We start from the raw sequence: 14430 nt of genomic DNA on the forward strand, positions 1-14430 counted from the left end.
AACTGTTCAATCAAGCGATAAAAATACAGTCTGACAACCTGGCTCGTTAGAACTACCGGTTTTTGATTCAGATCACTGAATTTCTTAATCTGCTCACCCATCTGTCCGATTACCGATTGCATCACATCAGGGCTTAGGGCAAGATACACGCCCTGTTCTCCCTTAGCCATACTGCTGATAATATTTTTTTCCAGATCCGCGTCCAGGGTCAGAACTTTCATCTGCCCTCCTTCGCAGAACATTCTGGTAATTGTTCTTTTCAAGGCGATTCGAATGTTTTCAGTTATGACATCAATATCCCTGGTTGTGGGAAGTGAATCGACGATCGTTTCCAGAATCGTCTCCATGTCCTTAATTGGAACTCCTTCTTTTACCAGGTTATTAAGGATCTTTTGGAGATTTCCATAGGTGAATTGATTGGGAAACAACTCGTCCACCAGTTCTGCTGAATGTTTCTTTACATTATCCAACAGCTGCATCACCTCCTGCCGTCCCAGAAGCTCATGCGCATGCTGCTTAATGGTTTCAGACAGATGTGTAAGCATTACGGAAAGCGGATCAATAACCGTATATCCATAGATTTCTGCCATTTCCTTATTCTCCGGGCGAATCCACTTGCTGGGGATTCCGTAGGCAGGTTCAATGGTCTCGATACCGTCTACTTCACCAGCAAGCACCGGCGGTTCAAGAGCGAGATAATAATCCACCAGGATTTCTCCTTTGGACACTTCTTCGCCTCTGATCTTAATGACATACTGGTTCGTGTTTAAACTGGAACTGTCTCTAAGCCTGACAGAGGGAATGACAAACCCCATATCCTGAGCATACTGCCTCCGGAAAATAACAATCCGGTTAATCATCTTACCGCCGCTGCTCTCATCAATCAGGGGAATCAGACTGTATCCAAACTCCATTTCAATAGGTTCCACATGAATCAAAGAATAAACATTATTCACATCCCGGTAATAGGATTCTTCATCTGAAGGAGGCTGAGCCATTTCTTCCATAGCTTGTGCAGCCTCAGAAACTTCCAGCTTGACAGCTGCCTGTTTCACTTTCCGTTCCAACTGGATCCCGCTTGCAACAAGTACGACTGCCATAACTGCAAGCTGCAATTTAGGCATTCCAGGAACCAGCATGAGCACTACCATAACGATACCGGTAAGCATGATTGCCTTGGGCTGAGCCAAAAACTGTGCCGACACATCCTCATTTAAGCTTCCTTCTGATACGGCTCTGGTTACAATCATACCCGTGGCAGTCGCAATCAAAAGAGAAGGAATCTGAGAAACCAAACCGTCACCTACCGTAGCAATGCTGTAAATCGTCATTACTTCAGTAAAAGGCAGATTGGACTGTACCATACCGATAACGGCGCCACCGATAAAGTTAATGAAGGCAACAACGATGGCCATGATCGCATCACCTTTTACAAACTTGGTCGCACCATCCATAGCACCGTAAAAATCGGCTTCCTTCTGAATCTTATATCGTCTTAGTTTTGCCTCCTGCTCATTGATCAGGCCGGAACTTAAATCTGCATCAATGGCCATCTGCTTACCTGGCATGGCATCCAGAGTAAATCTGGCAGCAACCTCTGATACACGCTCTGTACCCTTGGTGATGACAAGAAAGTTCACCAAAACAATGATTATAAATATAATAAAACCGACAACGATATTCCCCTGTAATACGAAATCTCCAAATGCCTTGATTACCAGACCGGAGGATCCCTGATTTGCCAGAATATTACGTGTGGAAGATACATTTAATCCCAACCGTAATAATGTAGTAATTAAGAGCAGGGAAGGAAATATGGAAAATTCCAAGGGCTCTTTAATATTCATGCTTATCAGTAAGATAATCATGGATAGGGCAATATTTATGATAATCATTACATCCATGAAAAATGGTGGCAATGGGATAATCAACAGAAGTACAATCATAATGACAAATACTACAACGGAATTTTTCAGTAAATTCTTCATTCTTTTACACCATTTCTTTCAAGTATCTCTTCTGCTTTTTTCTATTCTATGATTTTGTTATTCATACGGTATACGTAAACCAGAATTTCTGCAACCATACCATAATACTCCGGAGGTATCTCCGCCCCCACTTGCGTACTGGCAAAAATCCCTCTGGCTAAAGGTTTATTTTCCAGTACATATACTCCATGTTCCTCACCAACCGCAACAATCCTAAGTGCCAGCTCATCTTGTCCTTTTGCGACCAGCATGGGAGCGTTATCTTTCTCAAGATCATAGCGCAAAGCCACTGCATAATGGGTTGGATTACGGACAATTACATCTGCAGTAGGAACCGCCTGCATCATACGAGATCTTGCTCTTTCCCTCTGCAGGTTACGGATTCTTCCTTTGATTTCCGGATTTCCTTCTGTCTGCTTATATTCTTCTTTTAGCTCCTGCTTGGACATCTTAATCTGGCGTTCATAGTCCCACCATTGATAGAGATAGTCAAAAGCAGCAACACCCAGAAATATGATAGAAACTTTAAAGACCATGCTCATAACTGAATTGAGAATATAGACTGCAGAATCCTTAATATCCATGTCAATGGTTCTGGCTACCCCTCGCAGTTCTCCCATTATAATCTGATAGAGAATGGTTGCTAGAATTAGAATTTTTATAATACTTTTCAGCAGTTCTACCAGACTCTTTAATGAAAAAAGCTTTTTTATTCCGCTTATGGGATTCAGCCGGCTAAACTGAGGCTGAAGATTTTTCTTTGTAAATATAAATTTCGTCTGTAAACCGGTTCCGATAATTGCCAGCAACATGGATACAACAAGAATCGGTACTGCTCCCTTTAAAACAGCAATTATACTATCTTTGTATGCACTGGTCGTATAATCAGACAGCGTCTCGACTGCAGGCGCAAGGCTTAAATACTTTACCATATAATCCCGCATGGTCCGATAGATAAGTGGAAACAGCATCTTAAGCATCACAAAGATTCCAAGCAAAGAACCTATCATGACCACATCTTTACTTATTGCAACATGTCCCTTTTTTCGCTCATCCCGCCGCTTTTTCGGGGTGGCCTTCTCGGTCTTTGATCCTTCAGCCATTTACCTTCCTCACATCCTTTGCATTCATAAAAGTCTAATCGTACTCTCCACTGTCAAAAGCATCTGACTTATAATATCTCCCAGATAATCCGACATAGGGGAAAACAGGAAAACAAGCATCAGTAAACCAATGAGGAGCTTTGCCTGTATGTTAATAACAAACACATTGATCTGAGGAATGATTTTCATTAATATTCCAACTGCAATTTCTGTCAGAAATTGAATGGCCATAATCGGTAAAGCAAATTTGACAGCCATAACAATACACTGGATAAAAATTTCCACCATAGCCCAGGCGACCTGAGTGCCAAAAACCACCTGCCCATAGGGAACCGCTTCCGCTGATGTTATGAGAAGCTTAAAAAGTGCCAAATGACCATCTACGGCAAAAAACAACAGCATAAAATAGGTGTGGTATATACTGCCGCTCAAAGCAATCTGAGCATTGCTTTGAGGATCGAAAATTGTAGCCATTGACAAGCCCATCTGGTAATCAATAATGGAACCGGCGAAGGTAATGACCAGAAAAAACAATTCCATTACAAACCCGATAACATAACCCATGGCAAATTCTTTAATCAGTAGTACTGCATATTCAATGGAATTGACCGGCTCCGGCACCTGAGCAGAAGAAAATGAATAAACGAGAAGCGTGAATACAATAACCATTCCACCCTTCACCTGTACCGGAATGTTCTTTCTTCCTAAAATGGGATTGAGCAGGATAAATCCTGACATTCTCATCAAAATCAGGGAAAACAGCATCATTTGTTCTATGTCAGGCATTTAAATCTTCCTTTCCACTGCTTCCACTCATCCCAGCATAGTATTAAAAATATGTATCGTATAATCACAAAGCATCTCCATCATATTACTTCCCATAATCAAGAGTATCAGGCCTATGACCAACAGTTTTGGCACAAAGGTAATGGTTTGTTCATGAATCTGGGTAGCTGCCTGCAAAATAGATATTAAAATACCAACAATCATACTAACGATTAAAACCGGGCCGGCAAGCCTGACCGCTGCCCCAAACATCTCATACATCATGCTGCTAAGCGCAACTTCTGTCATTTATATTCCTCCTGTCAGTAATGAAAGCTTTTAACCAGATTTGTAAACAACAGTTCCCAGCCATTAACCGTTACAAATAAAAGAAGCTTGAACGGAAGGGAAATCATTGCCGGCGGAAGCATTACCATACCCATTGACATCAGCGTACTGGATACAATAATATCCACCAGCATAAACGGCAGGAAAATCATAAATCCTGCGGTAAACGCTCTTTTCAGCTCAGAGGTCATAAAGGATGGAATTACAACTGTCATCGGAAGATCTTCTAAATTCTCAGGCTTTTCTATTTTTGAAAGATCCACAAAAACATTTAAAGTCGATGTCTCTGTCTGTTTTAACATAAACCTTTTCATGGGAACCTCTGCCCGCTTCAGTGCCTCTTCCTGCTTTATCTCTTCCCGGACATAAGGCTGGTATGCATTTGTATTAATATCCTTAATCACAGGGTCCATGATGAACAGCGTTAAGAACAATGCGATTCCTACCAAAACCATGTTTGGAGGTGTTTGCTGAATTCCAAGTGCATTTCTGGTAAAAGACAAGATAATGACAATCCTTGTAAAGGACGTCATCATCACTAAAATTGAAGGCATCAATGAAATGATGGTCAGAATGAGAAAAAGCTCCAGGGTTGGCACCCGGCCGCCATTAATATTAATCAAGGCATCTGTATTCATTCTGTTCCTCCTTACTCATCTTTCCTGTGTCTGTCCGTATATTTTTTCAACAATTTCTTAAAATCAGGGTATCCTTCTCCTCCTGCTGGCAGTGAGGATTCAACCGTTTTCAAATTTATGTCTTCTCCTGATACTTCTGCAAGAAGTGTAATCTGTGAAGAGGCGATACCAATGAGGTAATAACGACTGCCCAGCCGAACAACAGCGACCGCTTTATCCTGTCCCAGCGGTAGCCTGTCCAGCATCTGCATACATGTTCCCCCACGTTTCAATCCGATGCCCTTCCCCAGGCTCTTTGTAAATACATAGCTTAAGTACAGAATCAGAATGGTAAGAATCAGCACTGATGCCAGACTAATCACACTGTTCAACGACTGCCACTTCCTCTCTACTCCATATTGCCTTTAACAATTTCCGTAATCCGAATACCAAAATTGTCATCAACAACAACAACATCACCTTTGGCAATGCAACGTCCATTTACATATAAATCAACCTGATCACCTGCTAATTTATCAAGAACGACCAGAGATCCTTTTGTGAATTCCAGAATATCCTTTACCAGCTTCCGGGTTCTTCCTATTTCTACGGAAACTTCCAGCGGTACTCCCATAATCAATTCACGGTTTTCTTCCTGCTCCTCATAATTACCTGCTCTGTCCTGTAAATTCTTCTGAGGAACTGGTTTAACATTTATCGTTTTCGGTTCAGGTACATTCTTATTTACGCTCTGCTGACTGTTCTGCAGCTGCAATATCATCTGCTGCATCTGATTCATCATCTGCTGCTGCGCCTGTATCTGATCCATCAACTGCTGCATGGATGATTGATCGGCTCCTAACATCTGTCCTCCTGTTATAGGTGCAGCTGCTACCGGCTGTACCGTATTAGGTTCTTTGGCATTTTTACTGCCGGCCAAAAGTCTTTCGATCTCGTCCTGAGACATCACACCGCCTGATGATCCTCCACCCGGCTGCGATTCCGCTTTTGGCTGCGGTTCTGGCTTTGGGTCCGGTTCTATTTTGGATTCCGGTGCTGCACTACCGGCTAAAAGTTTTTCAATTTCAGCCTGTGACAGCATACCGCTGCCTGATGATGCAGCTGGTTTTTCAGGTTCTTTCACCGGTTCCGGTTCGGAATCCAGAGTTTCCTGAGTGAAAAATCCACCAACCAGTTCTTTTGCAAGGCTCGGAGGCATTACGTTAATAAACTCACTTTCCAGACGGTCCGCAATTTTTAATGTAAAGCCGACTACAACCATTACCTCATTTTCTTCATAATATTTAATCTTAAAATCATCTATATCCCCAATCTCAAACGATGTGGGTGTGGAAATATTTACTGTTTTTGTCAAAAACTCAGACAACGCTGTTGCAGATGAACCCATCATCTGATTCATAACTTCACAGATCGCACTGATATTCAGTTCGTTTAACTCAAACTCTTCTTCAGGGGTTTCCATCCCCATCATCATATCCACGATTATTTTTACATCATGTTTTTTAAGAAGCATAATATTGCTTCCGCTTAATCCCGCAGTATACTGAATCTCCACCCCAACTGCCGGCTCCAGGTTTGAAATTTCAAATTCTTCCCTTGTTAATACCCTAACCACTGGTGTAGTAATATCAACTCTGGCATTGAGCATGGTAGATACTGCAGTGGCTGAGGCACCAAGGCTTATATTTAGTATTTCACCTATGGCATCAATCTCAAATGCGCTAAAATTCTTCGAATCCATACAACTTTTCTCCCTTTATACTCATTTAGCCCTCTATGCCATATTTTGCCTTATTTCCCGATTTCCAATGCCTTGGAAGCCATCATCTTTATGGCATTAAATGCAGTTATGTTGGCTTCATAGGACCTGGTTGCAGACATGCTGTCTACGGTCTCCTTAATTAAATCCACATTAGGCATCTGTACATAGCCATCTTCATCCGCATCCGGATGTTCCGGGTTATAAACAGACTTTAAAGGACTGGTGTCATCCACAATCTGTGATACCCTGGCACCCCCTGTACTTTGCTGCAGACTCTTGCCTGCCGCGTTCATCAGTGCTTTTTTAAAACTATTTTCATTTCTGGCTTCAAGTACTACCATTTTTCTTCGATAGGGGCCGCCGGCTTCTGTCCTTGTAGTATCAATATTGGCGATATTCTCAGATGCGACATCCAAACGAAGGCGCTGTGCGGTCATCGCTGACGCACTGATGTTCATAGAACTTAAAAATGACATATGTACCCTCCTCAAATATCAGCCTTAGCCGATAATGCCAGTGACTGTCTTAAGAATACGGTCTGGCTTAAATGGCTTTACAATAAAATCCTTTGCACCGGACTTAATCGCTTCAATAACCATACTTTCCTGACCCATTGCAGAACACATAACAACAGCTGCATCTGGAGCTTTTGCTTTGATTGCTTTTAATGCTTCTAATCCGTCCATATTCGGCATGGTAATATCCATGATAACCAGATCCGGATTGATTTCGGAAAACATCTGCACTGCCTGCGCCCCATCAGATGCTTCGTACAGATCCGTATAACCGTTTTTAGATAACGTGTCCTTAATCATCATTCTCATAAATGCTGCATCATCTACTAATAATATTTTTGCCATTTCTTTACATCTCCTTTTATTATCCTATATTACTTTATATAATCCCCGACTCAGTTTTCACTGGTCTGGTAATTTCCCTTATCAACTAAATCATTAATCTGTACCGCAACATTCCGTTTGTGGACACCTAACTGGCCTTTGAACCATGGCTGACTCTCTACAAACAATTCCACGTCGGATTCCTTAGGAGTATTCAGATTGACAACATCACCGACATGCAGGTTATAGATATCATCAAGAGTTATCACAGCATCGCCGACTTTTGCACGAACCAGCAAATCAGATCCTTTAATACTGTTAAAGATCTCCTGTCGGTTGTCCTGGCTCTTATATTCATCGCCCATAGCACTGTGTTTCTTCTTATCCATAATAGCAAATATGTTCATAAGCAATGACCCCGGAATACAAACATTCAATCTGCCAGTACATTCCTTTAATTCCACATCGATTACAACGATTACAATGGTTTCATCAACACCAATTTCCTGAAACATTCCCGGGTTCTCTTCCAGCCTGTCCAATTCAAAATTCAAATTGACATAACTGGACCAGGAATCTTTAAGAGCTCCTATTAAGTACTGAATCACCTTTCGGTACAGAGCCATTTCGATCTCTGTATAGGTATAATATTCATCAACGTCTGCTTCTTCCCCTACGCCTCCAAGCATGCGGTCGATAAGGCTTAACATCAGACTCATACTGGCATTTATTAAAAGAGGCGGACTCTGAGGAGCATTGGGCACTGTTACGTTGACAATGGTCAGCACATCATTATCATTGAGCGCATTTCCAAATTCATAATAACGCTGTTCCTCCACCGTAACAACAGATAATTCACTGGAGGTCCGGTATAAGCCGTTAATCTGGGAACCGGCAATTCTGGAATAATTATCAAATATGCTTTTTAATATTTTCAGTTTATCTTTTGTAAACTTTTTAGGACTGTAAAAATCATACTTCCTGTATTTTGCTTCATTTCCTTTTTTATCAATCTTATCGATAGACTCATCAGTTCCCGAAAGGGAATTGAGCAGTGCATCAATTTGACTTTGGGATAATACTTCAGCCATCTGTTTCACTCCCGCTTTTTATTTGATTGTCCGTTTCTAACTGATCCTGATGATATACCTGATTATAGTACTCTTCCAGGGATTTCTCCACTACGTTGCTTTTGGTGATCAAAATCTCCATGCGGCTATTTTGCGCCCTCCCATCTTCTGTGTCAGATGGTGCGACCGGGCGGTACTGGCCGAAACTCATACTCACCAGTTTTTCTGGAGAAACTGCATTTTTACTCTGAAGATATATGATTACTTCCGCAGAACGCTGCGCTGACAGCATTCGGTCATTACGAATATTATTCGGTCTTTCCGGGTTCCACTGAGACGTGTGTCCCAAAACCTGTACTTCTTTTATCATGCCGTCCGCTTTATGAAAAGCAAATGCAAATTGATCCAGTACTTCTTTTCCTTCCTGCCGGAGAATGGAACTGTCTCCGTCAAAAAATACTTTATCACGAAATGATATAAATGTGAAGCCATTGCCAGGAGTAATCTCGACAGAATCCTGTAAATTTCGCGATTCAATTATCTGTTTTAAAACCAGATACAGTTGATTAAAATCTGTAATATCATCATTCTCAGAAGGAGCATATTGAGCGGACTCTCCCTCATTTTCACGAACCGGAGGTATATCTTTACCGTTTTCTTCCGATGCAATGGGTTTAAAGCTTCCAACTAACATCTTCCATTTGTTCTGGTCAACGTAAGAAACAGAATACAGCAGGATAAAAAAGCACAAAAGGAGCGTAACGATTCCACCATATGTATCCAGCCAACCTCCGGATTCTTCCTGTTTCTTATACTTCTTAATCATATAACCACCTGTTTTTAAAATCCCCTAGTTGGAATTCACCCTACGATGCACCATTTCAGCCGGATCCCCCCATACTTTCATTTCTTATAAACTTTTTCTGCTGGCTCTGAGACAGATAAGAAAAAAGCTTTTCCACCAGAAATTTGGGATTATCTCCAGCCTGAATCGACAGTACACCTTCTATTATAATCTGCTTGTATATCACTTCTTCTTCATTACGAATCCGAAGTTTTTTTGCCATCGGCGCAAAAAACAGATGGGCCAGTATGCAGCCATAAAAGGTTGCCATCAGTGCCAGGGACATGTCTGCACCAATGTTTCCTGCACCTTGATCCATATTCACTCCTTTCAGCATTTTGATTAACCCAACAAGAGTTCCTATAAGACCAAAAGCAGGCGCCAGCGAAGTGCATTTTTCATAAATACTGATCTGCTGTTCGTGGCGGTCAATCAACGCATTCACTTCTCCTTCCAGAATCTCCCGGATCCGTTCCGCATCGACTGCATCCACAATCAGCATGACACTCTGTTTCAAAAAGGGATCCTGTATCAAAGCAGCCTGCTCCTCCAGTACCAGAAGCCCCCTTTTTCTGGCAGTCTGAGCCATATCTGAAAACTTATAGATGACCTCACCTGCATTGTATTTCTGGGCCCCCAGCATGATTGCCATATGTTTGGGCATCTGGACCAGCATTCTAAATGGATAACTGGCAATAAGTGCTGCCATCATGCCTCCGATAACGATGATAACACTGGGTACGTCAACAAAATCAACTACCTTTTCCACTCCAATCCCAAAAACGATCAGAATAATCCCCAGTATCCACCCCACTATCAAAGATACATCCATGAATAACCTCCCATGTTCACTTAAGCCCAGCTCATAGCTTCAGCCTCTGAACCTCTTTTAAAATTCGTGCATTGTATTCCACTACCCGGTCAATGATCTCATCCACACTTTCCTGCACCACATAGTGCTTGCCATTCATTAATATGACATTGGATTCCGGTATGGACTCAATACGTTCAATCTGTGCACAGTTGACCACGAAATCCTCATCATTTAACCTCGTTAAATGTATCATTGCATAATCCCCCTAAATCCGGAGAGGCAGTTACTGCCTCTCCAAATCATGATAATGACTACCGCTTCATATTAACCAGTTCTTCAAGCATCTGGTCGGTAACTGTAATGATCTTTGAGTTTGCCTGGAAACCTCTTTGTGTAGTAATCATGTCTGTCATCTCAGTCGCAAGGTCAACCTTTGCCATCTCAAGAGCATTACTACGAATCTTTCCCTGGGTGCCGCCGCCTTCATATACGCTAACATTACCAGCACTGGCACCAACTGTATAATAATAACCGCTGTCCTTTTCAAGACCTCCAGTGTTTGTTACTCCACCCAGTGCGATTTTACCGATGACAACACTTTTACTATCCAATGTTGTTCCCACAACAGAACCATCCTCCAGAACCTTATAGCTGTCAAACTTGGCTAAAGCATCTGCATCTGCTGCACCTTTTTCCTGTGTAGTCATGTTCGAGGTCTGCGCATTGGTATATTGGGTTTCTGCAGCTTTCTGGCTTCGTTCCGCATCATCTAATTTTGCACCAGCTGCCTTTTCTGCTAGGACAGCTGCATCACGCTTTCCTTCAATAGAATCAGGATCAACCTTTGCCAGTTTTTCCTGTATATCATTTAATTCTTGTTTTGCCGTATCCAAAGCACTTTTCAAAGCCGGATAGTCAGGGTCTGTTTCTTTTTTTCCTTCAATAGCTGCATTTGCATTTCTGTATGCTTTAATTGCGTCTGTTAATTCACCAGCCGCATGACTAGCACTTGTAGGTGATTTTCGAAGTTCAAACTGTGCAACAAGAAGGTCTGCATCAGCCAATTCAAATTTGTCTAAAGCCGTTTCATAAACAATTTTTAACGAATCTGCCTTAACTGGGTCTGTCTCACTTTTCCATTTGGAATAAGCTTCATCTGCTGCGTCTTTCGCATCATTACGAATCGTTAACTTATCTAATATTCCATTTTTTTTATATGCTAACTCATATTTCTCCCTGGCATCAATGCTTGCAGCTCTGGCATCCGCCAATGCCAAAGAAGCTGATTGGTAAGCTACTTTCGCTTCCTCTAATTTTTTTCTGGCTGCCTCTAGCTTATCGTTTGAGTCCTTACCAGCCACACTCGCCATATCTCCATTAGTGGGAATTCTTAAAGGAGACAAAGCCCCTTTATCAAAATCTGTGTTTCCGTTTATATCATTGTTTTTAAAACCATATACATAATTACCGCTATCATCAGTCAAGTATCCGTTAGGATCGACCTTAAATTTGCCGACTCTGGATAGATATAAACCGCTGGACTTTATAGCATCTTCTGAATCCAAAGAAACGTTTCCGCCATTAATCATTGGTCCTACAAGGAAAAATCCGGTTCCTTCTATCATGCAGTCCAGACCACTGTTGGAGGGGGATATTCCTCCCGTACTAAAATCATATGAAATAGAGCCGGTAGTTACACCATACCCAATCTGATTAGCATTGACGGCACCATATCCTCCATCTTCCGTACTACCGGAAGATCCTGCTGAAGTAGACTGATACATGGCATCCTTAAAGGACATATTAGCAGCCTTATACCCCCATGTATTAACGTTAGCTATATTGTTACCGATAACATCCATTTTTGACTGATGAGCTCTAAGCCCTGCTACACCAGCGAACATTGATTTGACCATACGCTTTTTCCTCTCTGTACTTTATTCACCATTCTCCTGCGATCAATCGGACCCACAGGATAAGCCTCCATAATGGTCCGGCTATAATAAAACGGCACTGTCAATTTTAGTAAAAATATTATCCTTCATTTCCTTTCCTGACATGGTGGTAACAACCGTATTGTTTGGAACATTTACAATAAATGCCCCTCTTTCACTTATGATCACCACATCTTTTGCACCTTTTGAACGGGCTTTTTCAACAGCGGACTGTAAGTCATTTAAAAATGAATCCGACATCTCGATTCCTCTTTCATTTACCCGTTCTGCCGCATGACGGGAAAATTGAAGATTCCCTTTACTGTTTATGCGGCTATGAAGCAAATCACTAAAGCTGTTGCCGCATTCTGAAATTGCAGCAGAGCTCCGCAGTTTTAACTGCCGGACGTCCTCATATTGGTTTAACTTTTCAATCATGCAGCATCACCTGTCTTAATTATTGTTGCTGGTATCTGCTATATCGGTATCATTTATACGCTATTTGCTTTCACCAGTTTTTTCTGTGCCATCTGTGTCTGTATCTGTATCCGTATTGGTATCTGTATCCGTATTTGTGTCTGTATCCGTATTGGTATCCGTTACATTCTTGTCGTATACGCTCATAATGCCGGAAACAGGGTAACCATTGGTTGAATCATTTTCAAGATAGAGAGTAGGACTGCCATTGTAGATATCTACTCTGGATACGATACCTTCTTTCTTAACCATATTCCCATCTTTGTCGGTAGTGGCAATCAAAACCTTCTTGCCGATCATAGAAGTGCCATAGTTAATGGTATTAACTTTAGCAAAGTCATCCATGGCTGTCGAGAAATTATCCATCGCCTGCATCATGGCAATCTGAGTCATCTGAGTCATCATCTCTGAGTTGTCCATAGGACTTGACATATCCTGATTCTGCAGCTGGGCCGCCAAAAGTCTGAAAAAGCTCTCCGTACTCAGTTCGCTATTTTTTTTGGCCGTGGTTGCTCCGGTTAACGCATTCGTTGTTAAACCACTTACATCAATTGCCATACATTATCTCCTTATTAATCAATTACTCCTCTGTATAACCGCTATCCGCTCCAAAAATCCCAAGCCTCAGTTTCTGAAGGAAGTCCTCTGCATGATCATCGGCCTGTTTCTGCTGTTGCTGATGCTGGTCCTGTCCCCTGTCCTGCCGGTTATCCTGCTGGTTCTGCAGATAATCAGGTTCCTGCTTGTCAACAACAACATGGAACGGGCGTTCCACATTGGCTTCTAATATAGAACCGATTTCAGCGGCTGAATGCGAAAGCAGTTTTAGAGTCTTACTTTCGGAACAGATAATTGACACATTCACCTGGTTTTCTTCATAGGAAACTTTTAAAAGTATCTTTCCTAAATTGTGGGGCTCCAGCTGAAGCTCCAGATTATTTCTTCCTGTTTTTATCTGGCTTAATATTTGCCCGGATAATTTTGCATCCAGTTCCTCCGGATTGCTTTCATTTACGGTTACTGTGACAGCCTTGTCTTCCTCTGTCCGAATCACATGAGTCGGTTCATAGTTCTTTTCCTGAATACTGCCAAAGGTGTTTTCAGATACTTTATCTTCTTTCTCTAAATTTTCCTTTTCGGAAAGTTTACTACCTTTTGCTGCAGCCAGCCCTTCTGCCTCTTTACCGGTTTCAGCCACGACTGCCTCTGTGAATGATTCATCTGATAAAGCAGTAGCTTTCACGGATTGGTCTGCGTTTTGTGACTGGTCCAAAGCTTCTGTCATCGCTGTCTGGTTTCCAGCCTTCTGTAAGTTCAGACCTTTAAGAAGAGATAAACCCGGTGTTTTTTCTGATTTCTCTGGGAAAAGATCAACAAAACCATTACTTCCAGCGATGATGTCTTCCTCTCCATCCGCCTGATCTTTTATGTTCATTGAATGTAACATCTGCATGGGGCTGATGGTGCGTAAAAGATTTGCAGAATCCTTATTAACCGGTACTGCCCCGGCAGTAGTTGTTGTTTCCGACTGTGGACGGAACAATTCCATTCCTGATACAGAAAGGGCTGTTTCTTCATTTGGGACTTCCAATGCCTTGCCATTCATATAAAGCATTGCTGTTTCAGCTGCAGCTGCCTGGGCTTCTGTTCCCTGATCTTCTGCTCCCGTCTGTTTCTTCTGGTTCTTATCCTTTAACAGGTTTTTAAAACCGGAAATACCTTCCTCCGTTTTCCCCTCTTTTTTTCGGGTGCCGGATATCTGCCTGTCAACAAGATCTACATAACCAGTCTTCATATCCATCTCATTTCCCTCCTTTCTTTCCTGCCATAAGGCATTTTTATCTATGG

At 41.9% G+C, this 14430-nt stretch carries 17 protein-coding genes; all 17 read right to left on the reverse strand.

The window, feature by feature from the left end; genetic code table 11:
* Positions 1–1988, reverse strand: a 1988-nt coding sequence (flhA, locus tag ACLTWA_RS19150; RefSeq protein ID WP_412329511.1) for a flagellar biosynthesis protein FlhA, incomplete at its 3' end; no start/stop codon positions are given.
* A 41-nt stretch (positions 1989–2029) separates the two neighbouring features.
* Positions 2030–3091 carry a flagellar biosynthesis protein FlhB gene (flhB, locus tag ACLTWA_RS19155; RefSeq protein WP_412329512.1) on the reverse strand — a complete coding sequence of 354 codons (1062 nt, stop codon included), beginning with the start codon at positions 3089–3091 and terminating at the stop codon, positions 2030–2032.
* Positions 3092–3115: 24 nt separating this feature from the next.
* Positions 3116–3877 carry a flagellar biosynthetic protein FliR gene (gene fliR, locus ACLTWA_RS19160; RefSeq protein ID WP_412329513.1) on the reverse strand — a complete coding sequence of 254 codons (762 nt, stop codon included), beginning with the start codon at positions 3875–3877 and terminating at the stop codon, positions 3116–3118.
* Positions 3878–3904: 27 nt separating this feature from the next.
* Positions 3905–4165: a flagellar biosynthetic protein FliQ gene (locus ACLTWA_RS19165; protein WP_412329514.1), complete on the reverse strand. Its 261-nt coding sequence runs from the start codon at positions 4163–4165 to the stop codon at positions 3905–3907.
* 14 nt (positions 4166–4179) lie between these two features.
* Positions 4180–4842, reverse strand: a complete 663-nt coding sequence (gene fliP / locus ACLTWA_RS19170; RefSeq protein ID WP_412329515.1) for a flagellar type III secretion system pore protein FliP — start codon at positions 4840–4842, stop codon at positions 4180–4182.
* Between the two features lie 11 nt (positions 4843–4853).
* Positions 4854–5204: a flagellar biosynthetic protein FliO gene (locus ACLTWA_RS19175; RefSeq protein WP_412329613.1), complete on the reverse strand. Its 351-nt coding sequence runs from the start codon at positions 5202–5204 to the stop codon at positions 4854–4856.
* 26 nt (positions 5205–5230) lie between these two features.
* Positions 5231–6583, reverse strand: coding sequence for a flagellar motor switch protein FliN (gene fliN, locus ACLTWA_RS19180; RefSeq protein WP_412329516.1), 1353 nt, complete (start codon positions 6581–6583; stop codon positions 5231–5233).
* Between the two features lie 50 nt (positions 6584–6633).
* Entirely contained in the window at positions 6634–7080 is a 447-nt protein-coding gene (gene flgC, locus ACLTWA_RS19185; RefSeq protein ID WP_412329517.1) for a flagellar basal body rod protein FlgC, read from the reverse strand.
* A 24-nt stretch (positions 7081–7104) separates the two neighbouring features.
* On the reverse strand, positions 7105–7464 hold the full coding sequence (locus tag ACLTWA_RS19190; RefSeq protein WP_394523127.1) for a response regulator: 360 nt from the start codon (positions 7462–7464) through the stop codon (positions 7105–7107).
* 50 nt (positions 7465–7514) lie between these two features.
* On the reverse strand, positions 7515–8534 hold the full coding sequence (locus ACLTWA_RS19195; RefSeq protein ID WP_412329518.1) for a flagellar motor switch protein FliM: 1020 nt from the start codon (positions 8532–8534) through the stop codon (positions 7515–7517).
* The gene (locus ACLTWA_RS19200) at positions 8527–9339 is read right to left on the reverse strand and encodes a flagellar motor protein MotB (protein WP_412329519.1); all 813 of its coding nucleotides are present in this window, start codon (positions 9337–9339) and stop codon (positions 8527–8529) included. The genes ACLTWA_RS19195 and ACLTWA_RS19200 overlap by 8 nt, the downstream gene beginning before the upstream one ends.
* 55 nt (positions 9340–9394) lie before the next feature.
* Positions 9395–10189 carry a motility protein A gene (locus ACLTWA_RS19205; protein ID WP_412329520.1) on the reverse strand — a complete coding sequence of 265 codons (795 nt, stop codon included), beginning with the start codon at positions 10187–10189 and terminating at the stop codon, positions 9395–9397.
* A 31-nt stretch (positions 10190–10220) separates the two neighbouring features.
* The gene (locus ACLTWA_RS19210; RefSeq protein ID WP_412329521.1) at positions 10221–10424 is read right to left on the reverse strand and encodes a flagellar FlbD family protein; all 204 of its coding nucleotides are present in this window, start codon (positions 10422–10424) and stop codon (positions 10221–10223) included.
* A gap of 58 nt (positions 10425–10482) precedes the next feature.
* Positions 10483–12087: a flagellar hook-basal body complex protein gene (locus tag ACLTWA_RS19215; protein ID WP_412329522.1), complete on the reverse strand. Its 1605-nt coding sequence runs from the start codon at positions 12085–12087 to the stop codon at positions 10483–10485.
* 81 nt (positions 12088–12168) lie between these two features.
* Complete coding sequence (locus ACLTWA_RS19220; protein WP_412329523.1) at positions 12169–12543, reverse strand: TIGR02530 family flagellar biosynthesis protein; 375 nt, start codon at positions 12541–12543, stop codon at positions 12169–12171.
* Between the two features lie 60 nt (positions 12544–12603).
* Positions 12604–13140, reverse strand: coding sequence for a flagellar hook assembly protein FlgD (locus ACLTWA_RS19225; protein WP_412329524.1), 537 nt, complete (start codon positions 13138–13140; stop codon positions 12604–12606).
* 22 nt (positions 13141–13162) lie between these two features.
* The gene (locus ACLTWA_RS19230) at positions 13163–14383 is read right to left on the reverse strand and encodes a flagellar hook-length control protein FliK (protein ID WP_412329525.1); all 1221 of its coding nucleotides are present in this window, start codon (positions 14381–14383) and stop codon (positions 13163–13165) included.
* Between the last annotated feature and the right edge of the window lie 47 nt (positions 14384–14430).

The organism is Lacrimispora sp. (genome assembly GCF_046972725.1).
Classification (GTDB): Bacteria; Bacillota; Clostridia; order Lachnospirales; family Lachnospiraceae; genus Lacrimispora.

What these genes read in the sequence shown, in the direction of transcription:
- flhB (WP_412329512.1), bottom strand. Translation starts at nt 3,091, where the DNA reads ATGGCTGAAGGATCAAAGACCGAGAAGGCCACCCCGAAAAAGCGGCGG.
- fliR (WP_412329513.1), bottom strand. Translation starts at nt 3,877, where the DNA reads ATGCCTGACATAGAACAAATGATGCTGTTTTCCCTGATTTTGATGAGA.
- ACLTWA_RS19165 (WP_412329514.1), bottom strand. Translation starts at nt 4,165, where the DNA reads ATGACAGAAGTTGCGCTTAGCAGCATGATGTATGAGATGTTTGGGGCA.
- fliP (WP_412329515.1), bottom strand. Translation starts at nt 4,842, where the DNA reads ATGAATACAGATGCCTTGATTAATATTAATGGCGGCCGGGTGCCAACC.
- fliN (WP_412329516.1), bottom strand. Translation starts at nt 6,583, where the DNA reads ATGGATTCGAAGAATTTTAGCGCATTTGAGATTGATGCCATAGGTGAA.
- flgC (WP_412329517.1), bottom strand. Translation starts at nt 7,080, where the DNA reads ATGTCATTTTTAAGTTCTATGAACATCAGTGCGTCAGCGATGACCGCA.
- ACLTWA_RS19190 (WP_394523127.1), bottom strand. Translation starts at nt 7,464, where the DNA reads ATGGCAAAAATATTATTAGTAGATGATGCAGCATTTATGAGAATGATG.
- ACLTWA_RS19195 (WP_412329518.1), bottom strand. Translation starts at nt 8,534, where the DNA reads ATGGCTGAAGTATTATCCCAAAGTCAAATTGATGCACTGCTCAATTCC.
- ACLTWA_RS19200 (WP_412329519.1), bottom strand. Translation starts at nt 9,339, where the DNA reads ATGATTAAGAAGTATAAGAAACAGGAAGAATCCGGAGGTTGGCTGGAT.
- ACLTWA_RS19205 (WP_412329520.1), bottom strand. Translation starts at nt 10,189, where the DNA reads ATGGATGTATCTTTGATAGTGGGGTGGATACTGGGGATTATTCTGATC.
- ACLTWA_RS19210 (WP_412329521.1), bottom strand. Translation starts at nt 10,424, where the DNA reads ATGATACATTTAACGAGGTTAAATGATGAGGATTTCGTGGTCAACTGT.
- ACLTWA_RS19215 (WP_412329522.1), bottom strand. Translation starts at nt 12,087, where the DNA reads ATGGTCAAATCAATGTTCGCTGGTGTAGCAGGGCTTAGAGCTCATCAG.
- ACLTWA_RS19220 (WP_412329523.1), bottom strand. Translation starts at nt 12,543, where the DNA reads ATGATTGAAAAGTTAAACCAATATGAGGACGTCCGGCAGTTAAAACTG.
- ACLTWA_RS19225 (WP_412329524.1), bottom strand. Translation starts at nt 13,140, where the DNA reads ATGGCAATTGATGTAAGTGGTTTAACAACGAATGCGTTAACCGGAGCA.
- ACLTWA_RS19230 (WP_412329525.1), bottom strand. Translation starts at nt 14,383, where the DNA reads ATGGATATGAAGACTGGTTATGTAGATCTTGTTGACAGGCAGATATCC.